Raw genomic sequence first — 26,686 nt, 5'->3', positions numbered from 1 at the left:
CGGCGGCGACCGTCTGGACGATGCGCTTATGCGTCGGGTGTCGGCATCAGCGCAGACACCACGCACTGCGACGCACATCGCAGTGCTGCATCGCCAGATTGCGGTGCGTTAAGGTTTCGTTTACAACTCGGGATGGACCGCAGGGCACGGGGGCGTGCGGACACTCAAAGATCCTTCTGGAGAGAGAAAGGATGAAGCGTCTGATTGCCCCGTCTCGGTCATGCCTGGCCGTGCAGCTGTCGTTGTGTCTGATTCCCACGCTGGCCTGGGCGCAACAGCCCGACGCCCCCGGCACGCGTACGCTCGATAGCGTGCAAGTCACCGGCACCCGCATCAAGACCGCGGAGCTGCAAGGTCAGGTGCCGATCCAGACGCTCAACCGCGCAGATATCGAACGTACCGGCCTGACCTCGATCGGCGAAGTGCTGCAGGAGCTCACCGCGTCCGGTTCGGCGCTCAATGCCAAGTTCAATTCGTCCGGCAATTTCGGTTTTCCGCCCGACGGCAGCGGCGTGGGGGCGGGTTCGGCGCAGGTGGATCTGCGCCACCTGGGCTCCAAGCGCGTGCTGGTGCTGGTCGATGGCATCCGCTGGGTCAACGAGTCGTCCGCCTCGGGCGTGGGCTCGTCGACCGACCTCAACACCATCCCGCTGGCGATCGTCGAACGCATCGAAGTGCTCGAAGACGGCGCTTCGTCGTTATACGGCTCCGATGCGATTGCCGGCGTGGTCAACATCATCACCCGGCGCAGCTTCGACGGCGCGCAGGTCACGCTCAACTATGGTCAATACGGCAAGGGCGATGGCGCCAACCAGGGCGTGGACCTGGCCTGGGGCACCAGCGGCGAGGATTTCAGCCTGTTTCTGGGCGCCAGCTACGTCAAGCAGGACCCGATCTATGCGCGCGACCGTGCGCAGGCGCGCTTTCCGATCCCGGGCACCGGACTGACCTTCGGCAGCTCGGCCACGCCGGATGGGCGCTTTCAGTTCGTCGACCCGAACACCGGCGCGCGCCAGAACCTCACGCCCAATGCAGGCGTGGGCACGCCGCAATACGACGGCAGCGCTGGGTGCACACGCGGCGACGACTATCACTGCTTCGGCACCGCAGACCGCTACAACTTCGCCGAGCAGAACCTGTTGCTGACACCATCCGAGCGCAAGGGCGTGTTTGCGCAGTTCCGCTATTACTTCAACGACGACGTGCAGTGGTACGTCAAGGCATTGGGCAATCGCCGCGAGTCGACCAACCAGGCCGCGCCGGAGCCGATCTTTCTCGGCCCCGATGCCGGTACCGGCAATCCGCTCGCCGACAACATCGTGATTTCCGGCTTGAATCCGTTCAATCCGTTCGGGTTCGATCTGAACTCGGCCACCAACCTGATCCAGATCGGCCGGCGTCCGGTGGAAGGCGGGCCGCGTCGCTACGAACAGCAGGTGGATACGCAGTACGTCGGCACCGGGCTGGTAGGGACGTTCGAAGCGGCCGCGCGCACCTGGTATTGGGATGTCAACGGCATGTACAGCAAAAACAAGGCCGAGCAGACCAACTACGGCAGCTACAACCTGTTCAACATCAATCTGGCCTTGGGCGACCCGGCCGCGTGCGCGGCGGTGGCCGGCTGCGTGCCGCTGGATATCTTCAGCGGCGCCGGCAGCATCACCCCGGAGATGTTGCGCTGGATCCAGCCGGTGGTGCGCGATCGCAGCCAGAACGAGTTGAGCCTGTTCACCGCCAACCTCAGCAGCGAATTGTTCCAGCTGCCGGGCGGCGCGGTATCGTTTGCCGGCGGTTACGAATACCGCAAGTACGAAGGCTCGTATCAGCCCGATCCGCTCACCGTGGCCGGCCGCTACAACGGCGTGCCGTCGTTGCCGACCTCCGGTAGCTACGACGTCAACGAGGCGTATCTCGAGCTGAACATCCCGATCTTCGCCAACTCGTCGTTGGGCGACAAGCTCGATCTGAACATCGCCGGCCGTTACTCGGATTACTCCACCTTCGGCGGTGAATTCACGCCCAAGTACGGCCTGCGCTGGCAGGTCACCGATGAGCTGGTGTTGCGGACCAGCTACGCCGAAGGTTTCCGTGCGCCCACCATCGGCGAGCTGTTCGGTTCGGCTGCGCGCGCCGATCTGCAATTGTCCGATCCCTGCTCGATCGGCCTGGGCGGTACCGCGCCGCGCGGCAGTGCGGCCAACTGCGCGGCACTGGGCGTGCCGGACGGTTACCAGCAGGCCAACCAGCAGATTTCGGTGACCACCGGCGGCAACGAGCAACTGGATCCGGAGCGCTCGCGCAGCTTTAGCGCCGGCTTTGTGTTCAGTCCGGGCTTTGCCAGCAACGCCAGCTGGTCCGACCGGCTGGACATGGAGGTGACGTTCTATCGCCATCACGTCGATGGCGCGATCCAGGCCATCAACGCGCAGACGCAGCTGGATCTGTGCGTCGATACGCTGGATGCGCTGTATTGCGACGGCATCGGGCGCGCGTCCACCGGCGGCATCAACGCCTTCAACAACCGGCTCACCAACCTGGGCTCGATCAAGACCGATGGTTGGGACGTGGACCTGTTCTGGACGCTGCCGGAAAGCGCATTCGGCCGCTTCAAGCTGTCATGGCAGAACACCTTCGTGGGCCGTTACGAAGCACTGGGCGCAGCCGGGCAGCGGCAGCCACAGGGGCCGGGGATCGAAGTGGTCGACAGTGCGATTCCCGAGTGGACCAGCAATGCCGTGCTGGATTGGTCGCTGGGCAACTGGACCGCATCGTGGACGGCGCGCCACATCTCCAAGCTCACCGAGCAGTGCGGCGATGCGGTGGAGTTTGCGGTGTGCTCGGATCCGTCGGTCGGCACAAATCGGCTGGATGCGATCACCTATCACGATGCGCAGGTGGGATACCGCTTCGACTGGCTCAAGGGACTGCAACTCAACGCCGGCTTGAACAACGTCTTCGACAAGGATCCCCCGATCTGCCTGTCGTGCTCACTCAATGGCTACGACGCCTCCACTTACGACGTCCCCGGCGGGCGTTTCTGGTATGTGCGTGCGGATCTGAAGTTCTAGAGGCGCCGGGCGCTGCGTGGTTCTTCAGCAAGAACCACGCAGGCCGATCGGGTAACTGCGGCGCTGCGGAGGTGTCGTTGTCGCATCAGGCAGGGTCGTGGCAAGGGATGCGCCGCCGATTGCCTGCGTATCGCAGCGGTGCGCTTTAGCGCGGGCGCATTGTCGTGCCGTCGTTGTCGTCGATCGGCGACAACGACCGTTTCAGCGCGGCTGCACCGGCCGATAGTCTGGCAAGGCGATGCTGTTGGAATCGCGCGCGAAGCTGTTGTTGATCACGCGTCGGACAAGCGGGGTGCCTGCCAGGCGCATCGCGCCGCGCAGCAGCCTCAGCCCGACAGCGGAGTGCGGCCAGAGCAGGCGCGGGACGATCTTGGGGACGTTCTGCCCCTCTTTGACGAACGGGCGCATGATCCGTTCGTAGTGCGTAAACGCCTGCGTCGGCGCGCTGGCCTGCGCAAGTTCGCCCGCCAGCACATAGCTGCCGACCATCGCCAGCGTCGTGCCGATACCCGACAGCGATGTGGGGCACCATGCGGCATCGCCGGTCAACACCACCCGGCCGGCGGACCATCGCGGCATGCGCACCTGCCGTAGCACGTCGAAGTAGAAATCGTCGACATCCTTCATTACGTCGAGAATGCGCGGAAATTCCCAGCCGTCGTTGGCAAATTGCGCTTGCATGTAGCGCCGTTGCCGCTCCGGGCTCCACGCGTTCTCGCCCTCGGGCCGCTTCTGCAGGCCGAGATAGGCGCCCAGCTTGCCGTCCAGTGCGGGTTTCAATGTCGCGCCGCGTCCGCCCACCGTGTTGTATTGCCTGGCATACGCACTGTCGTGCGGGAGTTGGGGGATGCTGAAGTACGCGATGGTCATGTCCATCCAGTACGGCACGTTCTCTCCGGGAAACACCAGCTCACGCGTCTGCGCGCCAACGCCTTCGGCGACCACGACAGCGTCGTAGCGTGCGGATCGGCCGCTGTGGAAAGTGACGTCCACGCCGTCCTGGTCCTGGGCAACCTCGCGAATGCTGTCGCCGAAGCGATAGGGCACGCGCTCGCGGGTGGCGTCGTACAGGATGCGCGCAAGGTCGCCGCGACGGATTTCCAGGTCGGCGGTAGGCCCGCTGTCGGTGTCGGACTCGTCTGCCTTGAAGCGCGCAATGACGCGATTGTCTCCGCTCACCCAATCGGTGCCGAGCTCCTTGGTGCTGCGTTCGAATGCGCGTGCTTCCAGTCCCATGCGGCGCAGCACTTCGCGGGCGCTGCCGCGCACGTCGACGTTCTGGCCGCCATCACGAAACGCCGGTGCGCGTTCGACGACCTCGGCTTCGACTCCGTAGGCGTCAAGCCACCATGCTGCAGTGGTCCCGGCGACGCTTGCGCCACTGATGAGAATCCGGGGGGACATGGTGCCGCTCCTGCAGTGAATGTATATCACGCATGATACTTAAATATCATGCGTGATGCTATTCGCCTGCGGCGGATTCCAGGTTGGCGATCAGCCGGCCAAGCAGGACCGTCAGCAGCCCGGCTTCTTCGCTGGAAAATCCCGAGACGCCGACTGCATTGAAGTGGAGCAGCGCAGTGCGCCCGGCGGCGGCTGCGTCTTTGCCGGCATCAGTCAACCGCACGGTGGCGGCGCGTTTGTCGTTGGACGTCGCCTCGCGCGCAATCAGCGCCATCGCTTCGAGCTTGTCCAGCAGCGCGGCCATGGCAGGCTGTTTCACTGCGGAGTGGCGCACCAGGTCCCGCTGCAGCATCGGGCCTTTCCACGACAGCAGCAGCAACGGCGCAATCAGCGCAAGGGTCAGCCCGTGTTCGCGCAGGCGGGCGTCGACACTGCGATTGAAGACGCGCGCGGCATGGTTGGCCAGATAGCCGGGCGCGATGGCGGCTTCCGGGTGGATGTCCGAGTTCATGCGCAAAGCATATCCCACGCGTGCGGGCGACGGTGCCGCGCGGCAGGGGCTGTCGTGCGGCGGGGCAGTGCGGCTGGCACGTAACGGCAAGGCGCATCTTTCGACGAAGGCGCAGCGCCTTGCGATGGGCTGCGACGGATGCGCGACGGGTTAGTGCGTCGCGCATCCACGGGCCTCACTCGTTGCCGATCGTTACCGGCGCACGGGTGCATCGCCGGCGATGTAGTAATCGGCAGTGCTGCGCGGCAACGGTGTCCGTCCCCGCATACGGTCGGCGATCTTCTCGGCAATCATGATGGTGGTGGCATTGAGGTTGCCGGTGATGATGCGCGGCATGATCGAGGCGTCGATGACGCGCAGGCCTTCCATGCCGTGCACGCGGCCCTGGCCATCCACCACGGCCATGTCGTCGGTGCCCATCGCACACGAGCACGACGGGTGATACGCCGTCTCCGCCCGCGCACGCACGAAGGCGTCCAGCTCGGCATCGGTCTTGCAGTCTGCGCTCGGGCTGATCTCGCGTCCGCGATACGCATCGAGTGCGGGCTGGGCGATGATCTCGCGGGTGATGCGGATCGCATCGCGGAATTCCTGCCAGTCCTGATCGGTGGACTGGTAGTTGAAGAGGATGGACGGATGCTGGTGCGGGTCGCGCGAGGTGGCATGCACGCGCCCGCGGCTGGGCGTGCGCATCGAGCCCACATGCGCCTGAAACCCGTGTTCCTTCACCGCATTGCTGCCGTTGTAATTGATCGCCACCGGCAGGAAGTGGTACTGGATGTTGGGCCAGTCGAACTCGTCGCGCGTGCGGATGAAACCGCCGGCTTCGAACTGGTTGCTGGCACCGGTGCCGGTGCCGGCGAACAGCCACTCGGCGCCAATCGCAGGCTGGTTCCACCACTGCAGCGCGGGGTACAACGAGACCGGCTTGGTGCACGCGTACTGGATGTAGACCTCCAGATGATCCTGCAGGTTCTGGCCGACGCCGGGCAGGTCGTGGACCAGTTGGACGTCGAGTGCACGCAGCAGATCGGGCGCGCCGACACCGGAGCGCTGCAACAGCTGCGGTGAGGCGATGGCGCCCGCACATACCAGCACTTCGCGGCGCGCGTGCGCATCGATGCCTTCGCTGCTGTTGCCGACCAGGTAATGCACGCCGATCGCGCGCTTGCCGGCAAACAGGATGCGGTCGGTGGTTGCATGGGTGACGATATGCAGGCCATCGCGCGGCCTGGCCATGTCCAGATAGCCGCGCGCGGTACTGGCGCGGCGTCCGCGTGGGGTGACGGTGCGGTCCATCGGACCGAAACCTTCCTGCTGGTAGCCGTTGAGATCGTCGGTGCGCGGGTAGCCAGCCTGCACGCCGGCATCGACCATGGCGTGGAACAGCACGTTGTTGTCGTTCTTCGGCGTGGCCACGCTGACCGGGCCCTCGCCGCCGTGGTAATCGTTGGCGCCGATGTCGCGCGTTTCGGCCTTGCGAAAGTACGGCAGCACATCGCGGTAGCTCCAGTCCTCCAACCCCGGGCGTTTGGCCCAGTGATCGAAATCGAGCGCGTTGCCGCGGATGTAGCACATGCCGTTGATCAGCGACGAACCACCCAGGCCCTTGCCGCGCCCGCACTCCATGCGCCGGTTGTCCATATGCGGCTCCGGTTCTGTTTCATAGGCCCAGTTGTAGCGGCGGCCCTGCAGCGGAAACGCCAGCGCGGCCGGCATCTGGGTGCGGAAGTCCAGCCGGTAGTCCGGCCCGCCCGCTTCGAGCAGGAGCACCTTCACGCCCGGGTCTTCGGTCAGACGTGCGGCCAGCACGTTGCCTGCCGAACCGGCGCCGATGATGATGTAGTCGTATTCGCGTTGCATGGTGGTCTCCTGATGCGTGTGCGGTGCTGCGGCAGTCAAGGCACTGCGTCGTCGCTGTTCTGGGCGCGGCAATGTGGTGGTGCGCGCAGCGCGTGTGTTGGGCGCAACGCACGCATCCAGCGATGGCGTGCGTTGCAGCGTCGGCCGCTCAAAACACCGATGCGTAGCGTTCCAGCTCGACCTGGACCGACTTGGTGCGCGTATACGCCTGCAGGGTGGCCAGGCCATTCTCGCGACCCACGCCGGACTGCTTGTAACCGCCCACCGGCATCGGTGCGGGTGACTCGCCCCAGGTGTTGATCCAGCAGATGCCCGCTTCCAGGCGATGGATCAGCCGGTGCGCACGCGCCAGATCGGGCGTGACCACACCGGCCGCCAACCCGTAGGTGGTGGCATTGGCGCGCGTCACCGCTTCGTCTTCGTCGTCGTAGGGGAGCAGGCTCAGCACCGGCCCGAAGATCTCCTCGCGCACGATCGTCATCACGTCGCTGCAATCGCTGAAGATCGTCGGCGCCACGTAGCAACCTTGCGCCAGTGCGCCGTCGCGCAGGCGCTCGCCGCCGCACAGCAGGCGCGCGCCCTCGGCCTTGCCTTGTTCGATGTAGTCCAGCACGCGCTGCATGTGCGCGGCGCTGACCATCGGGCCGAAGGTGGTGCGTTCGTCGAGCGGGTCGCCGATATGGATGCGTTGCACGCGTGCCAGCAGCCGCGCTTCGAAGGCGGTGCGCAGCGCACGCGGCACGAACACCCGGGTGCCATTGGTGCACACCTGGCCGGAGCTGTAGAAGTTGGCCATCATCGCGATGTCGGCAGCCAGATCCAGATCGGCATCGGCGCAGACGATCAGCGGGGATTTGCCGCCCAGCTCCATGGTCACGTCTTTCAACGACGAACTCGATGCGCTGGCCATCACCTTGCGTCCGGTGGCGGTGCCGCCGGTAAAGCTGATCTTTTCGATTTGCGGGTGCTCGGTCAGCGCGGTGCCCACGCTGGCGCCATCGCCTGGCAGTACGTTGAATACGCCATCGGGCAGGCCGGCTTCGGTGAACAGCTCCGCCAGCTTGAGTGCAGTGAGCGGAGTGACTTCGCTGGGCTTGAAGATCATCGCGTTGCCGGCCGCCAGTGCCGGTGCGGCCTTCCACAATGCGATCTGGATCGGGTAATTCCACGCGCCGATGGCGCCGACCACGCCCAGCGGCTCGTGCCGCGTGTAGAAAAAGCTCCCCTCGCGCAAGGGCACCTGTACGCCTTGCAATGCCTGCGACACGGCGGCGTAGTACTCCAGCACGTCGGCACCGGTGACGATGTCCACACTGCGGGTTTCGCTCAACGGCTTGCCGGTGTTGAGCGTCTCCAGCTCGGCCAGCGCATCGTTGCGCTCGCGCAGCAGCGCCACCGCGCGCAGCAGGATGCGCGAGCGTTCCACCGTCGTGAGCGCGGCCCATACGCGTTGGCCGGCCTTGGCGCTATCGACCGCAGCATCCAGATCGTCGGCGCCAGCGTTGTGCACGTTGGCCAGCACCTCGCCGGTCGCGGGATTGACGACTTCGAATGTGTGGCCGCCTCGGGCGGGAACATAACGGCCGCCGATGTACAGCAGCTGGTCGGGGAAACGTGGCATGACAAACCTCCTTGGGACGGTCGCCGCAGCGACGCAGCTCAGCGCGTGAGGTGCAGAAACTGCAGGTGACGCTCGTATTGATCGATGATGTCGTTGATGATCTGTTCGCGGCTGTAGCCAACCAGGTCGTAGTCCTGGCTGCCCTCGTACAGATAGACTTCGGCGCGGTAGTAACGTTGGTTGCGGAAGCGTTGCGCCACGAACGACGGGGTGAGGTACCCGCGCATCACCACCTGGTAGCGGAAGCCTTGCTGTTCGCCGTGGTCGACGCTGATTTCCATGTCGCCGTCGTCGATCCGGCTGCTGACCTTCCAGCCTTCTTCCTGCAGCTGTGCGGTCACCGCTTCGATCGCCGGACGCACCTGGTCGTACATGAAGCGGTAGACCTCGTCGCGCGCCGGGAAGTGCATCGCCTGGCCCAGCCGCTGGCGCCAGCCGCCATGATGACGCGACTGCCCGATCAACGGACTGGGGCTATGGAGCTGTGCGCGCTTGCGCTGCGATTCCTCGCTCAGCGCGCGCGACAGGCCCCATGCCATCAGCAGCAACACCGCGGAGAACGGCAGCGATGCCAGCACCACCGCCGATTTCAGCGCGTCCATGCTACCGGCCAGCAATAGACCTGCAGTGACCACGGCAGTGAGTACGCCCCAGAACACGCGCAGCCAGCGCGGGCCGTCGTCGTGCGGCTCGCCGCCGTGCGAGGACAGCGTGGACAGCACCACGGTGCCGGAATCGGCCGAGGTGACAAAGAACACGAAGCTGATCGCCACCGTCACCGTGATCACCGTGCGGCTCCACGGATAGCTTTGCAGCAGCGAGTACAGCACCGTCTGTGGCGCATCGATGGCCTGTTGCGCCAATGCGCCCTGGCCATGATGCAGCAACTGATCCAGCGCGCTGTTGCCGAAGATCGACAGCCACGCCAGGGTGAATCCCAGTGGGATCAACAAAACGCCCAGCACGAATTCGCGAATGGTGCGCCCGCGCGAGATGCGCGCAATGAACAGGCCGACGAACGGCGCCCAGCCGATCCACCAGGCCCAGTAGAACACCGTCCAGTTGCCCAGCCAGTCCGCGCGTCCGCCATAGGCGTAGACGTCGAAACTCTTGCCGACCACGCTGCCCAGGTAGTCGCCCAGGTTCTGCATCAAGGCATTGAGCAGGTATTGCGTCGGGCCGGCAAACAGCATGAACAGCAGCAGCGCGATCGCCAGCAACATGTTGATGTCCGACATCCAGCGCACGCCTTTTTCCACGCCCGATACCGCCACCACGATGGCTGCGCCCATCATCGCCACGATCAACGCGACCTGCACCCAGTGCGTATGCGGCACATCGAACAGGGTGCTCAGCCCGGCATTGAGATGCAGCACGCCAAAGCCCATGTCCGCACCGATGCCGAACACCGTCGCCACGATGCCCAGCGCATCCACGGTGTAACCGATCGGCCCGTTGATGCGCTTGCCGATCAGTGGATACAGCGCCGAGCGCAATGCCAGCGGCAGGTTATGACGGAAAGCGAAATACGCCAGCGCCATCGCCGCCAACGCGAACACGCCCCAGCCATGCAGGCCCCAATGCAGAAACAGCAACTGCATGGCCTGCCGTGCCGACGCTTCGCCGCTGCCGGTGCCGCCTTGTGGCGGCTGCAGATAATGGGTGAGCGGCTCGGAAACGCAGAAGAAGAACAGCGTGATGCTGATGCCGGCGGCGAACAGCATGCCGGCCCAGGAGAGATAGCTGAATTCCGGTTCGTCGTGATCGGCGCCGAGCTTGATGTTGCCGTAGCTGGACAACGCCACGCCGAGCACGAACACCAGATACACCGTCATTGCCAGCAGGTAGTACCAACCGACGTTGCGCGAGGCCCAGGTCTGCGCATTCAGCAACACGCGGCCGGCGTCCAGCGGAAACAGCGCAACCAGCAAGGCGAATGTGCACACCACCGTCGCGGCCAGCACGAACACCGGCCGCAAGGTGCGCACCGGCAACGGCTGCGGCTCGACTGCACTCATACCGACGCACTCATACGATGCGTATCACGTGACGTGCTCCCAACGAAAAACCGCCTGCGTTATCGCACAGGCGGTGTTTAGGGGGTGTCGTCGGTCGAGTTCGCCAGTGCGAACCCGTGGGCACTTTGCGTGCGCTAGCGCAGCAACTGCAGCGGAACGCGGATATCCATGCCCACTGCCAGGTGATCGGAGAACGCGGCAGGAATCGCTTCGGTGTGCTCGATCGCTAGGCTGTCGCTGACCAGGATATGGTCGATCGCCCGGTCCGGGCGCCAGCTCGGGAAGGTATGCACCACGCAGCTCGGCGGCTGCAATCGCGTATGCCGATACAAGGCCTGCATTTCCGGCCGGTCGGCCACGCAGTTGAAGTCGCCCATCAGCATCGCGTTGGGATGCTCGGAGAGCAGCTCGGCGATGAAGGCCAACTGGGACATGCGCGAATTGGCGCCCAGCGACAGATGCGCCACCGCTACCGCCAGCCCATCGCGACCCTGCCCGAACTTGGCAAGCAGGATGCCGCGTCCGCCGATGCGGCCGGGCAGGGCGTGGTCCTGGACTTCCAGCGGTTCCAGCTTGCTCAGCAAGCCGTTGGCGCTGGAGGCCACCCCGCCCATGCGGCGGTTGGGTTGGTGGCTCCAGTAGTGGAAGCCGGCACGTTCGGCCAGATAGTGGGTCTGGTTGGTGAAGCCCGAGCGCAGGCTGCCCGGGTCGGCTTCCTGCAGGCCGACGATGTCGCGGTCGCCGGCCAGCTTGGCGATGCTGTCCAGGCTGGTGCGCTTTGCGCCTAGCGGCAACGCATGCGACCAGCTGCGGGTCACGTAATCGCTGTAACGGCGAGTGCTGGAGCCGGCCTGGATATTGGCGGTCAGCACCCGCAGGGTGCGCGAGTCCGAAGCGTTCACGATGCGGCGGTCGCCCGGCTCACTTGGCCAGGGTGGCGCGTTCGCGCGCGATCAGGTGATCGGCGATGCGCAGCATGTCCGGGAAGCTCTTGCCCTTGACCAGGTACTTGCCGTTGACGATCAGCGACGGCGTGCCGGTGATCTGGCTACGGGTGGCGAACTGCTTGGCGCGGTTGGTCTTGGCCGACACACCGAAGCTGCTCATGGTGTCGATGAAGGTCTTGGAGTCAACGCCGTACTTGGCGTAGAACGCGGCGATGTCCTGCACCGAGTCCTTGCCGCGCTCGCCCTTGAGGGTCTGGTCGACGTGGATGGCCTTGTACAGCGCCTCGTGGGTCTTTTCCTGCACGCCCAGGGTCTCGGCGGCATAGAAGGCACGCGCATAGTCATCCCAGGGGCCACCGAACATCGCCGGCACGTAGACGAAATGCACGTCCGACGGCAGGCCGGCCTTCCATGGACCGACCAGCGGCTGGAACGCGTTGCAGGCGGGGCAGACATAGCCAAAGATCTCGGCCACTTCGATCTTGCCGGCGGCCTGCTGGTACGGCTGGCCTGCCGGGATGTCCACATAGTCGGTACCGGCGATCGGCTCGGGGCCGTTCGGTGCGCGCGGAGCGGCGCTGGGGGCGGCAGCGGGCGGGGTGCTGGCGCTCTCGCCAACCGCAGGCGGTGCGGCGGGGTCGGCGGCCGGCGTGGTAGCGGCCGGCGCAGGCGCCGCTTCGGCAGCCGGCGTGGTGGCGGCAGGTGCGGTGTCGGACGAGCCGTCCTGGGCCTTGCAGGCGACCAGGATCGGCAGCAGCGCCATCAGCGTCAGGGCGAAGCGGGTCTTCATCGGATTGGATCTCCAGCGTGGGGCGAGGAAAGGGCCGGACGGCCGCGGGGCGCATGATGCCACGGCGGCCGTCGGTGGCGGTTACGCGGTTCAGCGCTTGGCAGGGCCGGCGTGCTCGCGGGCGATGAGGTAGTCGGCCACGCGCAGCATGTCCGGGTAATTGCGCGCGTCGATCAGGTAACGCCCGTTGACGATGATGGCCGGGGTGCCGGGCAGCTTGCTGCGCTGTGCGAACTCGCGCGCGGCCTTGAGTTTGGCGTCCACCGCCGCGCTCTTGAAGGTGTCGACGAAGCGCTGCTGCGGCACGCCGTAGTCGGCATAGAACGCAGCCAGTTCTTCCGGCGCCACGTTCTGGGTCGGCACGCTCTGCTTTTCGTGGATGGCATCGAACATGGCGCGGTGGCTGCGCTTGGCCACGCCGAGGATGTCGGCGGCGAAGTAGGCACGCGCAAACGCATCCCAGAACCCGCCGAAGGCTGCCGGCACCGGGGTGAAACGCACGTAGGACGGCTGCTTGGCCGCCCAGGCTTCCAGCGTCGGCTCGAAGTGCGCGCAATGCGGGCAGGTGTAGCCGAACACTTCCACCACTTCGACCTTGCCGGCCAGCGGCGCGTACGGCTGGCCCCCGTCGATCAGGGTGTAGTCCTCGCCCTCGACCGGCGGCGCCGTCTTGTCGGCGGCGCAGGCCGAAAGTGGCACCAGGATCAACAACAGCAGGGACAGGCGGGAAAGCAGATTCATGCAGGCTCCGTGGGGGGATGAGAAAGGAGGCGGGAAACGACGACGCCGGTCGCGGGACCGGCGTCGTGACGCGGTGTGGCAGGTGGGCACCTCAGCTCATGAGCGCGCCGGTGTCCCGACAGGCGTCTGTGCAGCGGCGGCATCGTCGGCACGGTCGTGCAGACCTTGCAGATAGCTGGACAGCGCCTGGATCTCCTGCTCGCTCAGCGGGCGTGCCACCTGCGCCATGATATTGAACAGCGCCGGATTGCGCTCCTGGGTGGTGCCGGCCTGGTATTCCTTCAGGCGCCGCGCTACGTAGTCGGCATGCTGGCCGCCCAGGCGCGGATATGCCGGTCCGGGATTGCCGCCACCGGACGGGCCGTGGCACGCCATGCAGGCCGGCACGCCACGTGCGATGTCGCCCCCGCGGTAGAGCTTTTCGCCGACCTCGTAGAACTTCATGCCTTGATATGGCCCTTCGGCGATCACGGCATCGTCGGCGACCCCGGCGGACGCCTTCTGGGTAGCGAAGTAGGCGCCCAGATCCCGCATGTCCTGCGCGGTGAGGTCCTTGACGAAAGGCACCATCACCGCCGACATCCCGGTATTGCGCTCGCCGCTGGCGATCAAGGCCACCTGATGCGCAACGTAGCGCTCGGTTTGCCCGGCGATGCGCGGGTACATGGCCACCGCCGGATTGCCGTCCGGGCCGTGGCAGGCCGCGCAGGCGGCCGCCTTGGCCTGCCCGGCCTTGGCATCGCCCCAGGTGGTCTTGGCCAGATCCACCTCCAGCGGCGCAACCCGCACGGGCGGTGGATCGGGGATCGGCGTGACCGCCGACTGCGCAAACGCCACGGCGGCAACGACCGGCACGGCGAGGGCGGCGAGGACTAGCACACGAGCATGGCGCATCAGCTAAAGCTCCGTATGGACCCGGCCCGCGCGCGTTGGGTGCTGGCAGTGGCAGGCGTGCTTCGATTATCGACACGCCTTTGCGCCAGGGTCAACGAACAGTGCAGCAAAACCCTCGGGGCCGAACGTGCGATCCTAGCGGGATGTCGCTCCTTATCGAACAAGCCCGCTACCACCTGTCCGCCCATAACGCCCGGCAATTGCCCGACGATGGCGGCTACGAGGTGGCCTTCGCCGGCCGCTCCAACGCCGGAAAATCCAGCGCGCTCAATGCGCTGACCCGCCAGAATTCGCTTGCCCGCGTGTCCAAGACCCCTGGCCGCACCCAGCAGCTGGTGTTCTTCCAGATCCAGCCCGAGCGCTATCTGGTGGATCTGCCCGGTTACGGCTACGCCAAGGTGCCGCAGGACCTGCAGGCGCACTGGCAGGCCTTCATCGACCGCTATTTCCGCACCCGCGAGGCCTTGCGCGGCCTGGTGGTGGTGATGGACATTCGCCATCCGCTCAAGGATTACGACCTGCAGATGCTCGGCTATGCCGCCGAACGCGGCCTGCCTGCGCACGGCTTGCTGACCAAGGCCGACAAGCTCGGCCGTGGCCAGCAGATGCAGACCCTGCAGAAGGTCAAGAAGGAAGTGACCTCGCGCTTCGGCGACAGCGTGACCGTGCAGACCTACTCCGGCGAATCGCGCCAGGGCGTGGACGAACTGCGCGGCATCGTCGGCGGCTGGCTGGGTCTGGAGACGGAGCCGTCCGCGCAGGCGTGATCGAGGCCGGTCTGCATCGGGCGGTCGCGGTCAGCGATGCCCGGCGCAGGCTGGGAGTTCGGGGCAGATCCTGGTGCGGCGCGACGATCGGTCCACTTGCCGGGCGCCGTCGAGGTGCTGGCGGCTACGGGCTCACCCCACGGCCCATCACACTCTAGACCTGCACGCCGAACAAGCTGCCGACCAGACCGGTGGCAAGCATGGCGGCCGCACCCCAGAACACCACCCGTAGCGCGCCGCGCCACAGTCTGGCGCCACCGGCGCGCGCCGCCAGTGCGCCGGTGACTGTCAGTCCGGCCAGTGTCGCTGCGCCGGTTGCCCAGATCTGCCCGCCGGCCGGTGCAAGCAGGGCGGCAACCACCGGCAGGACCGCGCCGGCAATGAATGCTGCCGCCGACGTCGCTGCGGCCTGCAGCGGGCGGGCGCGCGCCGTTTCGGTGATGCCCAGCTCGTCGCGTGCGTGGGCTTGCAGGGCGTCGTGAGCGGTGAGCTGTTCTGCGACACGGTGTGCCAGCGTGGGGTCGAGGCCGCGCCGGCAATAAATGGCAGCCAGCTCGTCCAGTTCGCTTTCGGGAAAGTCCTTCAGTTCGCGGCGCTCGGTCTCCAGGTCCGCATGTACTGTGTCGACCTGCGACTGCACCGAGACATACTCGCCCGCCGCCATCGACATCGCGCCGGCCACGGTTCCGGCAACGCCGGTCGCGAGGACCACCGAGGCGGAAGCGCCTGCGCTGGCCACCCCGACCAGCAGCCCGGCGACCGAGACGATGCCGTCGTTGGCACCGAGCACGGCTGCACGCAGCCAACCGCTGCGGTCGCTGCGATGGGTTTCGGTGGGTTGCGCAGGCATGTCTGGCTCCGTTGGCTACCAGGAGCGTATGCCAAGCCATCGCCATCGGTGTGACCGTCTTGCATCGCATCGGGCCGCGTAGTGCCCATGGATGGAAATCTCAGACCTGGCCGATGACCGCGATTCTTCCATGACCTACGGTTATAGTGCGGGCCTTGCGGTGGTTGGGGAGTATCCCCACATCGTCCCACCCCTTCACGTTTGCGAGCCTGCCCTTGTCGAGTCCCAGCCACGTTGCCGAAACGCCGATCACCGAACGCGCGGAACTGGTCCAGGTCCTCGCCTCCGGCGAGAAGCCCAGCGCAGACTGGCGGATCGGGACCGAGCACGAAAAGTTCGGTTTCCAGCTCGACGACCTGCGCGCGCCCACCTTCGAAGGTGAGCGCGGCATCCAGGCGCTGCTGACCGGCTTGACCCGCTTCGGCTGGGAGCCGGTGCAGGAAAACGGCCACACCATCGCGCTGCTGCGCGACGGCGCCTCGGTGACGCTGGAGCCGGCCGGCCAGCTGGAACTGTCCGGCGCTGCGGTGGAAACCCTGCATCACACCTGCGTGGAAACCGGCACCCATCTGGACGAAGTGGCCCAGGTGGCCGGCGAGTTGCAGCTGGGGTTCCTGGGCATGGGCTTCCAGCCGAAGTGGCGCCGCGACCAGATGCCGTGGATGCCCAAGGGCCGCTACCAGATCATGAAGAACTACATGCCCAAGGTCGGCTCGCTCGGCCTGGACATGATGACGCGCACCTGCACGGTGCAGGTCAATCTGGATTACGCCACCGAAGCGGACATGGTGCAGAAGTTCCGCGTGTCGCTGGCACTGCAGCCGATCGCCACCGCCCTGTTTGCCGATTCGCCGTTCACCGAGGGCAAGCCCAACGGCTACCTCAGCTACCGCTCGCACATCTGGACCGACACCGACGCCGACCGCACCGGCATGCTGGATTTCGTGTTCGAAGATGGCTTCGGTTACGAGCGCTACGTCGATTACCTGCTCGATGTGCCGATGTATTTCTCGTATCGCAACGGCGTCTATGTCGATGCCAGCGGGCAGAGCTTCCGCGATTTCATGCAAGGCAGGCTGCCGGCGTTGCCGGGTGCGTTGCCTACCTTGCGCGACTGGTCGGACCACATGACCACCGCATTCCCGGAAGTGCGTTTGAAGAAGTATCTGGAAATGCGCGGCGCCGATGCCGGCCCGTGGAATCGCCTGTGCGCGTTGTCGGCATTCTGGGTCGGGCTGCTGTACGACCAGACCGCGCTCGATGCGGCCTGGGACCTGGTCAAGGATTTCAGCCCGACCGAACGCCACGCCTTGCGCGACGGCGTGCCCAAGCATGCGCTGGGCTTGCCGTTCCGCAACGGCACCGTGCGCGACCTGGCGGTGGAAGCGGTCAACATCGCCCGCGAAGGCCTGCGCCGGCGCGCACGGCTGAATGGCGATGGTCAGGACGAAACCGGCTTTGTCGATGTGATCGCCGAGATCGCCGAAAGCGGCGTCACCGCCGCCGAGCGCAAGCTCGCGCTGTATCACGGCGCATGGAACGGCGATATCGACCGCGTGTTTCGCGAGTTTGCATACTGAGTAATGCTGTCTGGCCGAACGCGCCGCGATGCGGCGCGATCGGCCGTGCCTGCCTGCGTGGGCGATGTGCCGTCGGTGTAGGGCCTTGTGTGTGCGCGGCTTCCACCCTGGCGCTTGATGTGCGCGGTCGCCGGCATGCTCGGCGATATTGGCCGGCGAGCCCTTTGCCAGCGCTGGATCAGCGCGAAGGCTAGGTGCCGCGATGTTGTGCCGTGACACCTGCGACGATGCTGCCGTGGGCCCTGCGCCCCGATCCGGTGTCGCGGCCGGCTGCGGTCTGGTCTGCCGTCAGCGCCGCTCCGGCATGCAGGGCAGGCGCACGGTCACGCGCAGTCCGCCATGGGCGCGATTGTCCAGGCGCAGGTCGCCGCCGTGCGCCAGCACGATGCTGTGCGCCACCGACAAGCCCAGGCCGATGCCGCCGGTGCCACGGTTGCGCGAGGACTCGCCACGCACGAACGGCAGCAGCAGTTGTTCGCGCTGGGTAGGGTCGATGCCGGGGCCGTCGTCGTCGATCCACAGCACGCCATCCTCGCCATCGCGGGTGAGCTGCAGGCGCGCGCACTTGCCGTATTTCAAGGCGTTTTCGAGCAGGTTCATCACGGCGCGGCGCAATGCCAGCGGGTCGCCATCCAGGGTGATGGTCGGGCCGGGCAGCAGCGCGGCGTCGGCGCCGATATCGGTGGCGTTGTCGACCACGCTCTCCACCAGCAGGCGCAGGTCCAGCGGCGCGCGTTCGCCGCGATGGCGATCGTTCTGGATGAAATCCAGCGCCGCGGAAATCATCGCCTTCATCTCGTCGATATCGGCCAGCGCCTTGTCGCGCAGCGGCGGTTGCAGGTCGTCCAGTCGAAACGACAGCCGCGCCAGCGGTGTGCGCAGGTCGTGTGCGATCGCCGCCACCATGTGGGTGCGCTCATTGATCAGCCGGTTCAGGCGCGCCTGCATCGCATTGAACGAATCGGCGGCGCGGACGATTTCCGGCGGACCGCTGCGTTGCAGCGCGGCGGCGTGAGGATTGCGGCCCAGCCGGTCGGCGGCTTCGGCAAAGCGCTTGATCGGTGCCGACAAGGCCCGTGAGAACCACCAGGCCAGCGGCACGTTGGCGAGCAGGCCGGCTAGGAACAGCAGCACGATATGGGTCTTGAATTCGGCCGACAGCCGCCGCCGCGGCGATTCCACCGTGCGCCAGCGGCCGTCGGGTTGCTGCAGTGCGGCGGTGAAGCCATCCAGCAACGGTACCCCGGGGGTCAGGCGTTCGCTTTCCCAGTCGTCGGGCGCCTGGTCCGGGCGTAGCCCGTTGCCGAACGGCGGGTCGCCGGCTCTGCGGCCGGACGCCCATTCGGGCGACGGGCGTTGCCGGCTGTCGCTGCCTGCAGCATCGGTGGCGTGCGGCTGGCCGGGCAGATGCCGCGGCCGGTCGCCGGCCAGTTGCGGGCTTTCGCGGTCGTCGGCACTGCGATAGAAGCGCACGCGCTGCGTGTCCACGTCCAGCCAGTGCGCCAGCAGCATCTCGGCGAAGGCGTCGCGGACCTGGCCGGGCGGTGCGGACGGCGGCTGTGCGCCGTCGTGCACCTTCAGGGTCTGGGTGCCGGCGGGCATGCGCGTGGACAGCAGCGCCACCACCTCCGGCGGGTGCACGGGCGGCTCGTAGACAGGGGTGCGCATCACCAGCAGGGCGATGCCGATGACCTGGGCGGTGAGCAGGGCCACTGCCAGCAGGACGAACGTGCGGGCAAAGATCGACAGCCCGCGCCGTGCCGGTTTGCTCACAGACGCGAGACGCCCGGCAGCAGCATGTAACCCTCGTTGCGTACGGTGCGAATCAACTCGGTATGGACGCGTTCATTGATCTTGCGGCGCAGGCGGCTGATCTGGCTGTCGATGGCACGGTCGTAGACGTCGGTATCGCGGCCGCGCGCATAGTCCAGCAGCTGGTCGCGGCTGAGCACCCGCTGCGGATGCTCGACGAAGGTGCGCAGCAATGCGAACTCGCCGTCCGAGAGGTTGATGAAGATGCCGGTCGGGTCGCGCAGGTCGCGGCGCACCACGTCCAGTCGCCAACCGGCGAATTCGTAGACGTTTCCGCGCTGGTCGGCCTGCTCGTTGCTGGCCTGGCTGCGGCGCAGCAGGGCGCGTACCCGCGCCAGCAGTTCGCGCGGGTTGCAGGGCTTGGCCAGGTAGTCGTCGGCCCCCACTTCCAGGCCGATGATGCGGTCGGTATCGTTGCCCAGCGCACTGAGCATGATGACCGCCGGCGAACCGCGTTCGCTGGCCAGGGCGCGTGCGGCGCTCAGCCCATCTTCTCCCGGCATCATCACGTCGAGTACGATGAGGTCCGGGCGGCGCTGCGCCATGCGCGTGCGCATGTCAGTCACGTTTTCGGCAACGTCCACCTGGTAACCGTGAGCGCTCAGAAATTCGCCGATGAGCTTGCGCAGGTCCGGGTCGTCGTCGACCACAAGAACGCAGGGTTGTTGCATATCCATGGAGGTCATCGTCGGTGGCGTGGCGTTCGGGCCGCGCAGGGTGGTGGCTACCGGATACATGGTGCTCGCAGGTGCAAGGCTGGAACACCCATCATAATGATCAAATTTGTCAATTATTGGCACATGTGCAAGGCGACATGACGGGACGGGACATCACGCAGGACACCATCGCTTCGACACTGTGCCATCCCGATGGCGAGTGCGCGCATGGCAAGGCGTTTCCGATGATGCGGGTGATCAGCCGCGATAACGGCGTGGGCCTGACCCGCGACATGGTACTGATGGCGCAGACCCTGCGCGCCGGCGGCGTGCCGGTGCAGGAACTGGGGTTCACCAGCCAGCGGTTGCAGGACACCGGGCGCGAGGTGCGCCTGTGGGCCAGTCGCGCGCTGTTCGGGCGGGTGCCGCTGCAGATCTTTTCCGAACGCGTGTATGCGCGTTGCCTGCCACTGGGTCAGATCAACCTGTTGGTGCCCAATCCGGAATGGCTGCTGCCCAAATGGTTGCCGTTGCTGCCGAAATTCGACGCGGTGCTGTGCAAGACCCGCCACGCCGAGCGGATTTTCCAGAGCCTGGGCTGCACCACGCGTTTCATCGGCTTTACCAGTCCGGATCGCTTTGATGCGCAGGTGCCGCGTCAGCGTGCCTTTTTCCATCTGGCCGGGCGCAGTACCGCCAAGGGCACGCGCGTGCTGCTGGAGACCTGGAAGCAGCATCCGGAGTGGCCGCTGCTGACCGTGGTGCAGAACCCGCGGACGGCCGGCAAGCCGGTGGTGGCGCCGAACATCGATCATCGGGTCGGCTATCTCGACGATGCGGAATTACGCCGCCTGCAGAACGCGCACCTTTTCCACCTCTGTCCCTCCGAGGCCGAAGGCTTCGGGCACTACCTGATGGAAGCGCTGAGCGTGGGTGCGGTTACGTTGGCCACCGATGGCGAGCCGATGAACGAACTTGTTACGCCGGCACATGGCGTGCTGATTCCGGTGGGCGAGGTGCGCCAGCGGCGCCTGGCGTCCTACTACTACGTCGACGCAGCAGGAATCGCGCAGGCAGTGGACACCGCGCTCGCCATGCCGCAGGCCGCGCTGGAAGCGCTCTCAGCCAATGCGCGCGCCTTCTATCAGGCCAGCGATGCCGCATTTGCAGCGCGCTTCCGCAGCGCAGTGTTGGCATCGCTGCCGGAGCATGCGCCGCAAAACGCTGTCGGCATTGCGCCGGTCGTAGTCGATCGTTGAGGAAGTGACGCGTCAGGCAGTGCTTGCGGTCGTGCATGACTGTGTGCAGCTGCCGGCTGTGGCGAGGCCCAGCACATCGTGCGCGGCCGCAGGTCGGCATTGCCACAGAGTGCAACGGCGCTGACGTGGATGCAGTTCAGCCTGTTACCTGATTGCGCCGGTGTGGGCCGGGCCTGCTAGGGATGCCGTCATGGCGCCGAACCGATGCGATGCACGATCGTGCAGTTGCCGGCCGGGTCGGGTGTTGCAATGACCCAATCAATGGCAACGGATCGATCCAGCACTCCCGCTGCACCGTTCACCGCGCAGTCGTTTCGCTTTGCAGGTCTGCGATGCAGGGCGACGCGAACAGGTTGCCGCGATAGGCGCCGGCCAGGGTCCTGATCGCCACGAGTGCCCAGACCACACCAAGCACGACGACCAGGACGACGCCAAAACCAGTGAAGAACATCAGCTGCAGCCGTGCGCCGAGCTTCAAGGTGGCCAGCGCGTAGACACCGAGCGGGAAGGTAAAGCCCCACCAGCCCAGATTGAATGGCACCTCCGCACGGAAATAGCGTGCGGTGATCAGCACCGACAGCAGCAGCCACCAAGCGCCCAGGCCCCAGAACAGCAGGCCGCCGATCGTGCCGATGCCTGCGGCGATCTGCCCGAGCCCAGCTAGCCCGTGTGCGGCGAAGATCGCCGGGGCGTCGGCACCCATCACCAACATGCCTAGCGCACCGGTGCCGATCGGGCCGAGCGACAACCAGCTCGATGCTGCCATGCTGGCCGGCGGCAACCGATGCAGGGCCATGCGCAGCAGCAGGATGCCCAGGATGCTCATCGCCACCGGCACCGAATACGCCCACAACGCGTAGCTGGCGATCAGCACCGCGAACCGCGTGCCCGCATCGGCAAGGTGCGGAGCCAGCAACCCGCCGCTGGCCGCCGCCACTTCGGCCGCCACCACCGGCAGCAGCCACACGGCGGTCATCTGCTCGATGCGGTGCTGCTGCCGGGTGAACATCAGATACGGCACGCCCGCCCCGCAGGCCAAGGCCATCGCCACATCCACCCACCACAAGGTCTCGGCCAGCGGCAGCACGGCGCTGCCCCAACGCGGCACGCCGTACAGCAGCAGACCGTTGATGATGGTCGCCAGGCCCATCGGGATGGTGCCCAGGAACATCGAGGCGCCAGCGTGCCCCAGGATCCGCCTGGCTTCATCGAAGAACCGCACCCAGCGCGTGGCATACAACAGCGCGAAGACCGCAAACAACGCAGCGTTGCACATCCACAGGCACTCGCCGACCGCAGCCAAGCCTGGAGCCCGCCACGGCAGTTGCCCGAGCGCCAGCGCGAAAATGCCGGTGCCCATGGTGGCAGCGAACCAGTTCGGGGTGAACTGGCGGATCACTTCGCGCGGGCCGGACAGCGCCTTGAACGGGCGCAGCCTCTGGGTGACGGGCAGTGCAGTCGCAGTAGACATGGCAGCGGGTGGCACGTCGCAGAATGTGATGGCAACAGTGTCCAGTAACAGGACGTAGCTGTAAAACAGGTAATATCGTTATCCAATACGTGTAAAGCAGGTAAGTCGTGCGGCTGACGTTGCGACAACTTCAGATCTTTTGCGCCATCGCCCAACAGGGCAGCACCACCAGCGCCGGGCTGGCGGTGGCGTTGTCGCAGTCGGCCACCAGTGCCGCGCTCAATGAGCTGGAACATGCGTTGGGAACGCAGTTGTTCGATCGCGTCGGCAAACGCCTGGTGCTCAACGATGTGGGCACGGCGCTGTTGCCGCAGGCGCGCAGGCTGCTCGATGGCGCGCAGCAGATCGAGGCGGGATTCGAGCCTGGCGCTGCGGCTTCTACAGGTCGTTTGAAGATCGGGTGCAGCACGACGATCGGCAATCATGTGTTGCCGCTGGTGCTGCATGCGCTACGCAAGCAGACGCCGGCGCTGCGCGTGGATATGGAAAGCGCCAATAGCAGCGCCATCGCGCGCAAGGTGGCCAACTTCGAGCTGGACATGGGGTTGATCGAAGGGCCCTGCCATCTGCCGGAGCTGCGTGCCGAACCATGGTTGGTGGACGAGTTGCTGGTCGTGGTCGGGCGCCGGCATGCATTGGCCAAGCGGGCCAAGGTCACGTTGACCGAGCTGCGCGATGCCGACTGGCTATTGCGCGAGCCTGGCTCGGGGACGCGCGAAGAAGTCGAGCAGTTGCTGCTGCGGCATCTGCATGCATTGTCCGATACCCGGCAAATCGGCAGCTCGGAAGCGATCAAGAACATGGTGGTGCAGGGCCTGGGGGTGAGTTGCCTGTCGCGTTGGGTGGTGGACGAGTTGATCGCAGCGAAGAAGTTGAAGCCGTTGACCGGTGGGCTGCCGCGCCTGACCCGGCGGTTCTTTCTGGTCGCCCACCGCGACAAGTTTTTTTCGCCCGCTCTCGGGCGGTTCCACGCCACCTGCCTGCAGTTCAAGCACGAGCACGAGCAGCGCTCGCAACCTTAGCTGCGACGTTACGATGCTGCGCAAATCGCCTGCGGCGATGCAGCAGGGCGACTGTCGCGGTCGTTTCCCGCCATCGCATGCAACTGCGACGCCGCTGATGTGAGGGCGGTTACTTTCTGTCGAGCGCGGCGTTGGTATCGACTACCGGAACGCCGTCGACATCGCTTTTTTCTTCCAGATGCTTATACTGCCCCCCAGTATTTCGGGTCGAGGGTCGGCATGCCGCATTCGCCGCTGGAAAAGAAGCGCGCGCTGGCGCGGGTACGGCGGTTGCGCGGGCAGTGCGACGCACTTGAGCGCGCGCTGCAGTCGGGCGCAGACTGCGCACCGGTGCTACAGCAGATCGCCGCGATCCGGGGGGCCGTCAATGGGCTGATGTCGCAGGTGCTTGAAGCGCATATCCGTGAAGACTTCGGACATGCCGCTGCGTCCGATGCGCAACGCGCCGAGCGGGTCCAGGACCTGCTCGGGCTGGTCCGGTCCTACCTCAAATGAACTCCCACCGGGCCGGCGCATGCCGCGTCCGTCCTCGAACATCCTCGTCAGGAGCGCTATTCCAATGAAATCCCGTGCAGCAGTCGCATTCGGACCCGGCAAGCCGCTGGAAATCGTCGAGATCGACGTCGCACCGCCGAAGGCCGGCGAAGTGCTGGTCCGCATCACCCACACCGGCGTGTGCCATACCGATGCCTTCACGCTGTCCGGCGATGACCCGGAAGGCATCTTCCCGTCGGTGCTGGGCCACGAAGGTGGCGGCATCGTCGAGCAGATCGGCGAGGGCGTGACCAGCGTCAAGGTCGGCGACCACGTCATCCCGCTGTACACGGCCGAATGCCGCAAGTGCAAATTCTGCCTGTCGGGCAAGACCAACCTGTGCCAGGCCGTGCGCGCCACCCAGGGCAAGGGCCTGATGCCCGACGGCACCACGCGCTTCTCCTATAACGGCGAGCCGATCTACCACTACATGGGCTGCAGCACCTTCAGCGAGTACACCGTGGTGCCGGAGATTTCGCTGGCCGTGGTGAACCCGGACGCGCCGCTGGAGAAGGTGTGCCTGCTCGGTTGCGGCGTCACCACCGGCATCGGTGCGGTGCACAACACCGCCAAGGTCAAGCCGGGCGAGAGCGTGGCGGTGTTCGGCCTGGGCGGCATCGGTCTGGCTGTGATCCAGGGCGCGGTGCAGGCCAAGGCCGGGCGCATCCTGGCCATCGACACCAACCCGGGCAAGTTCGACCTGGCGCGCAGCATGGGGGCCACCGATTGCATCAACCCCAAGGATTACGACAAGCCGATCCAGGAAGTGATCGTCGAGTTGACCGATGGCGGCGTGGATTTCAGCTTCGAGTGCATCGGCAACGTCAACGTGATGCGCTCGGCGCTGGAGTGCTGCCACAAGGGGTGGGGCGAGAGCGTCATCATCGGCGTGGCCGGTGCCGGCCAGGAAATCAGCACCCGTCCGTTCCAGCTGGTCACCGGCCGCGTGTGGCGCGGTAGCGCCTTCGGTGGCGTCAAGGGGCGCACGCAATTGCCGGGCATGGTGGAGCAGTCGATGAAGGGCGAGATCGATCTCGATCCGTTCATCACCCACACCATGCCGCTGGAAGAGATCAATGAAGCCTTCGACCTGATGCATGAAGGCAAGTCGATCCGCACCGTGATTCATTTCTGACCACACGGCCAGGAGCGGCGCGCGGCCGCTTCCGCGCACGTGGGACCGAGACTCCGGGAGGGGCATGATGGCTAACGTGTCGATTCATCCTTCGGTAGATGGTGGCGTTGCGCGGGGCGGTGCAGAAAACTTTCAAGGGGGAACCCTCGAATGCCACTGCGCCAGCGACAAGGTGGTGGTGGAAGTGGGTGCGCAGACCGCACACAACCACGCATGCGGTTGCAGTAAGTGCTGGAAACCCGAGGGCGCCGCGTTTTCGGTGATTGCGGTGGCGCCGCGCGACAAGGTCAAGGTGCTTGCGCACGAGGAAAAGCTGAAGATCGTCGATGAAAGCGCGACGATCCAGCGACACGCCTGCACGGCATGCGGCGTGCATCTGTTCGGCCGGATCGAGAACAAGGAGCATGCGTTCTACGGGCTGGATTTCGTGCACACCGAGCTGTCCAAGCAGCAGGGGTGGTCGGCGCCGGGCTTTGCCGCATTCGTCTCGTCCATCATCGAAACCGGCACCCCGCCGGAGCAGATGGATGGCGTGCGCACGCGTCTGACCGAGCTGGGGTTGACGCCCTACGACTGCCTGTCGCCGGGATTGATGGATGCGCTGTCTGCGCAGGTTGCGCGCAAGAAGGGTTTGTTGCATTGATGGTCCAACCCTGCGGCCGGTGATCCGGCTGCAGGGTTTTCTCTTCGCAAGGAATTTTCATGGAACGTATCGAACACCGCGCCTGTTTTGGCGGTTGGCAGGATGTGTATCGGCATCAATCGCAGAGCCTGGGTTGCAGCATGCAGGTGGGCGTGTATCTGCCTCCCCAGGCCGCCGACGGCCCGCTGCCGGTGCTGTACTGGCTCAGCGGCCTGACCTGTACCGAGCAGAACTTCATCAGCAAGGCCGGTGCGCAGCGCTATGCCGCCGAGCATGGGGTGATTGTGGTGGCGCCGGATACCAGCCCCCGTGGCGACGATGTGGCCGATGCAGAGGGCTACGACATCGGCAAGGGCGCCGGCTTCTACGTCGATGCCACGCAGCAGCCCTGGGCTGCGCACTACCGCATGTACGACTATGTGGTGAACGAATTGCCGGCGCTGATCGAAGCGCACTTTGCCACCACCGGGGCGCGTGCGATCAGCGGCCACTCGATGGGCGGGCATGGCGCATTGACCATCGCCCTGAAGAACCCGGGGCGCTATCGCAGCGTATCGGCGTTCTCGCCGATCGTGGCACCCAGCCAGGTGCCGTGGGGCGAGAAGGCATTCGGACACTATCTTGGCGACGATCGCGACAGCTGGAAGGCGTATGACGCCACCGCCTTGATCGCGCAGGCGCAGGAGCGTTTGCCGCTGTTGATCGATCAAGGTGGCGCGGACGAATTTCTGGAAAACCAGCTGAAAACCCGGCTATTCGAAGACGCTGCCAAGGCGGCGGCATACCCGGTGACCGTGCGGATGCAGCCCGGCTACGACCATAGCTATTACTTCATCTCCAGTTTCATTGGCGAGCACATCGCACATCATGCTGCGGCGCTGCGTGGTTGATCCTGGTTGGGTGAGTCGTGGCTGGTCGAGGGAGTTGTAGAGCGCGTGACCTGAGCTGGCGAAAGGTGGCACGCTCGGCGTTGCTGTGTTGCCTGCGCTTGCGCGATGAGTAAAGCGGCGAGCCGATGTCCTTCTCCCCATTCGCGAGAATGGTGAGCCGCTGGGCTGGATGAGGGGACGGGGGAGTCTCGTGCAGGTGGAACATGCGAA

Annotated in this window: 22 protein-coding genes; 9 read left to right on the top strand and 13 right to left on the bottom strand. The window is 65.8% G+C overall.

Going from position 1 to position 26,686, the window contains the following annotated elements; translation table 11 throughout:
* The first annotated feature begins 191 nt into the window (after positions 1-191).
* Positions 192-3,068, top strand: a complete 2,877-nt coding sequence (locus tag FHY18_RS15010; protein ID WP_259156481.1) for a TonB-dependent receptor — start codon at positions 192-194, stop codon at positions 3,066-3,068.
* Between the two features lie 201 nt (positions 3,069-3,269).
* Here FHY18_RS15010 and FHY18_RS15005 read toward each other — a convergent pair whose 3' ends face one another.
* The 9 genes from FHY18_RS15005 to FHY18_RS14965 form a co-directional block, all read right to left on the bottom strand.
* Complete coding sequence (locus FHY18_RS15005; protein WP_259156480.1) at positions 3,270-4,472, bottom strand: FAD-dependent monooxygenase; 1,203 nt, start codon at positions 4,470-4,472, stop codon at positions 3,270-3,272.
* A 58-nt stretch (positions 4,473-4,530) separates the two neighbouring features.
* Entirely contained in the window at positions 4,531-4,983 is a 453-nt protein-coding gene (locus FHY18_RS15000) for a MarR family winged helix-turn-helix transcriptional regulator (RefSeq protein WP_259156479.1), read from the bottom strand.
* 192 nt (positions 4,984-5,175) lie between these two features.
* A complete protein-coding gene (betA, locus tag FHY18_RS14995; RefSeq protein WP_259156477.1) occupies positions 5,176-6,846 on the bottom strand; it encodes a choline dehydrogenase in 1,671 nt (556 codons plus the stop codon).
* A gap of 148 nt (positions 6,847-6,994) precedes the next feature.
* Positions 6,995-8,467: a betaine-aldehyde dehydrogenase gene (gene betB, locus FHY18_RS14990; protein ID WP_259156476.1), complete on the bottom strand. Its 1,473-nt coding sequence runs from the start codon at positions 8,465-8,467 to the stop codon at positions 6,995-6,997.
* Between the two features lie 38 nt (positions 8,468-8,505).
* Positions 8,506-10,485 carry a choline BCCT transporter BetT gene (gene betT / locus FHY18_RS14985; RefSeq protein WP_259156475.1) on the bottom strand — a complete coding sequence of 660 codons (1,980 nt, stop codon included), beginning with the start codon at positions 10,483-10,485 and terminating at the stop codon, positions 8,506-8,508.
* 134 nt (positions 10,486-10,619) lie between these two features.
* The gene (locus tag FHY18_RS14980) at positions 10,620-11,357 is read right to left on the bottom strand and encodes an endonuclease/exonuclease/phosphatase family protein (protein WP_046963281.1); all 738 of its coding nucleotides are present in this window, start codon (positions 11,355-11,357) and stop codon (positions 10,620-10,622) included.
* Between the two features lie 49 nt (positions 11,358-11,406).
* On the bottom strand, positions 11,407-12,222 hold the full coding sequence (locus FHY18_RS14975) for a thiol:disulfide interchange protein DsbA/DsbL (protein WP_259156473.1): 816 nt from the start codon (positions 12,220-12,222) through the stop codon (positions 11,407-11,409).
* Between the two features lie 90 nt (positions 12,223-12,312).
* Positions 12,313-12,963 (bottom strand): thiol:disulfide interchange protein DsbA/DsbL, encoded by a 651-nt coding sequence (locus FHY18_RS14970; RefSeq protein WP_259156472.1) that lies wholly within the window; start codon positions 12,961-12,963, stop codon positions 12,313-12,315.
* A 96-nt stretch (positions 12,964-13,059) separates the two neighbouring features.
* Entirely contained in the window at positions 13,060-13,857 is a 798-nt protein-coding gene (locus tag FHY18_RS14965; protein WP_259156471.1) for a c-type cytochrome, read from the bottom strand.
* Between the two features lie 143 nt (positions 13,858-14,000).
* Between FHY18_RS14965 and yihA the strand changes: the two genes are divergently transcribed.
* Positions 14,001-14,624, top strand: a complete 624-nt coding sequence (gene yihA, locus FHY18_RS14960) for a ribosome biogenesis GTP-binding protein YihA/YsxC (protein ID WP_259156470.1) — start codon at positions 14,001-14,003, stop codon at positions 14,622-14,624.
* A gap of 154 nt (positions 14,625-14,778) precedes the next feature.
* On the opposite strand, the gene FHY18_RS14955 is transcribed toward yihA, so the two are convergent.
* Positions 14,779-15,474, bottom strand: a complete 696-nt coding sequence (locus tag FHY18_RS14955) for a VIT family protein (protein WP_259156469.1) — start codon at positions 15,472-15,474, stop codon at positions 14,779-14,781.
* 215 nt (positions 15,475-15,689) lie between these two features.
* Here FHY18_RS14955 and FHY18_RS14950 point away from each other — a divergent pair, with 215 nt between their 5' ends.
* Complete coding sequence (locus FHY18_RS14950) at positions 15,690-17,054, top strand: glutamate--cysteine ligase (protein ID WP_259156468.1); 1,365 nt, start codon at positions 15,690-15,692, stop codon at positions 17,052-17,054.
* A 288-nt stretch (positions 17,055-17,342) separates the two neighbouring features.
* Here the strand turns inward: FHY18_RS14950 and FHY18_RS14945 are convergent, their stop codons facing one another.
* Complete coding sequence (locus FHY18_RS14945) at positions 17,343-18,827, bottom strand: ATP-binding protein (RefSeq protein WP_259156467.1); 1,485 nt, start codon at positions 18,825-18,827, stop codon at positions 17,343-17,345.
* Positions 18,824-19,543: a response regulator transcription factor gene (locus FHY18_RS14940; RefSeq protein WP_326521217.1), complete on the bottom strand. Its 720-nt coding sequence runs from the start codon at positions 19,541-19,543 to the stop codon at positions 18,824-18,826. The genes FHY18_RS14945 and FHY18_RS14940 overlap by 4 nt, the downstream gene beginning before the upstream one ends.
* 137 nt (positions 19,544-19,680) lie before the next feature.
* On the opposite strand from FHY18_RS14940, the gene FHY18_RS14935 reads away from it, so the two are divergent.
* The gene (locus FHY18_RS14935) at positions 19,681-20,781 is read left to right on the top strand and encodes a glycosyltransferase (protein WP_259156465.1); all 1,101 of its coding nucleotides are present in this window, start codon (positions 19,681-19,683) and stop codon (positions 20,779-20,781) included.
* A 298-nt stretch (positions 20,782-21,079) separates the two neighbouring features.
* Here FHY18_RS14935 and FHY18_RS14930 read toward each other — a convergent pair whose 3' ends face one another.
* The gene (locus FHY18_RS14930; RefSeq protein ID WP_259156464.1) at positions 21,080-22,252 is read right to left on the bottom strand and encodes a TDT family transporter; all 1,173 of its coding nucleotides are present in this window, start codon (positions 22,250-22,252) and stop codon (positions 21,080-21,082) included.
* A gap of 107 nt (positions 22,253-22,359) precedes the next feature.
* Between FHY18_RS14930 and FHY18_RS14925 the strand changes: the two genes are divergently transcribed.
* The 5 genes from FHY18_RS14925 (at position 22,360) to fghA (ending at position 26,476) form a co-directional block, all read left to right on the top strand.
* Complete coding sequence (locus FHY18_RS14925) at positions 22,360-23,274, top strand: LysR family transcriptional regulator (protein WP_259156463.1); 915 nt, start codon at positions 22,360-22,362, stop codon at positions 23,272-23,274.
* 219 nt (positions 23,275-23,493) lie between these two features.
* A complete protein-coding gene (locus FHY18_RS14920) occupies positions 23,494-23,769 on the top strand; it encodes a metal/formaldehyde-sensitive transcriptional repressor (RefSeq protein ID WP_046963271.1) in 276 nt (91 codons plus the stop codon).
* A gap of 64 nt (positions 23,770-23,833) precedes the next feature.
* The gene (locus tag FHY18_RS14915) at positions 23,834-24,943 is read left to right on the top strand and encodes an S-(hydroxymethyl)glutathione dehydrogenase/class III alcohol dehydrogenase (RefSeq protein WP_259156462.1); all 1,110 of its coding nucleotides are present in this window, start codon (positions 23,834-23,836) and stop codon (positions 24,941-24,943) included.
* Between the two features lie 67 nt (positions 24,944-25,010).
* The gene (gene gfa / locus FHY18_RS14910; RefSeq protein ID WP_259156981.1) at positions 25,011-25,586 is read left to right on the top strand and encodes an S-(hydroxymethyl)glutathione synthase; all 576 of its coding nucleotides are present in this window, start codon (positions 25,011-25,013) and stop codon (positions 25,584-25,586) included.
* 59 nt (positions 25,587-25,645) lie between these two features.
* A complete protein-coding gene (gene fghA / locus FHY18_RS14905; RefSeq protein ID WP_259156461.1) occupies positions 25,646-26,476 on the top strand; it encodes an S-formylglutathione hydrolase in 831 nt (276 codons plus the stop codon).
* The last annotated feature ends 210 nt before the right edge of the window (positions 26,477-26,686 follow it).

Source organism: Xanthomonas sp. 3793 (assembly GCF_024806835.1).
GTDB lineage: Bacteria > Pseudomonadota > Gammaproteobacteria > Xanthomonadales > Xanthomonadaceae > Xanthomonas > Xanthomonas arboricola_F.
This window is presented reverse-complemented; position numbering and strand designations above follow the sequence as displayed.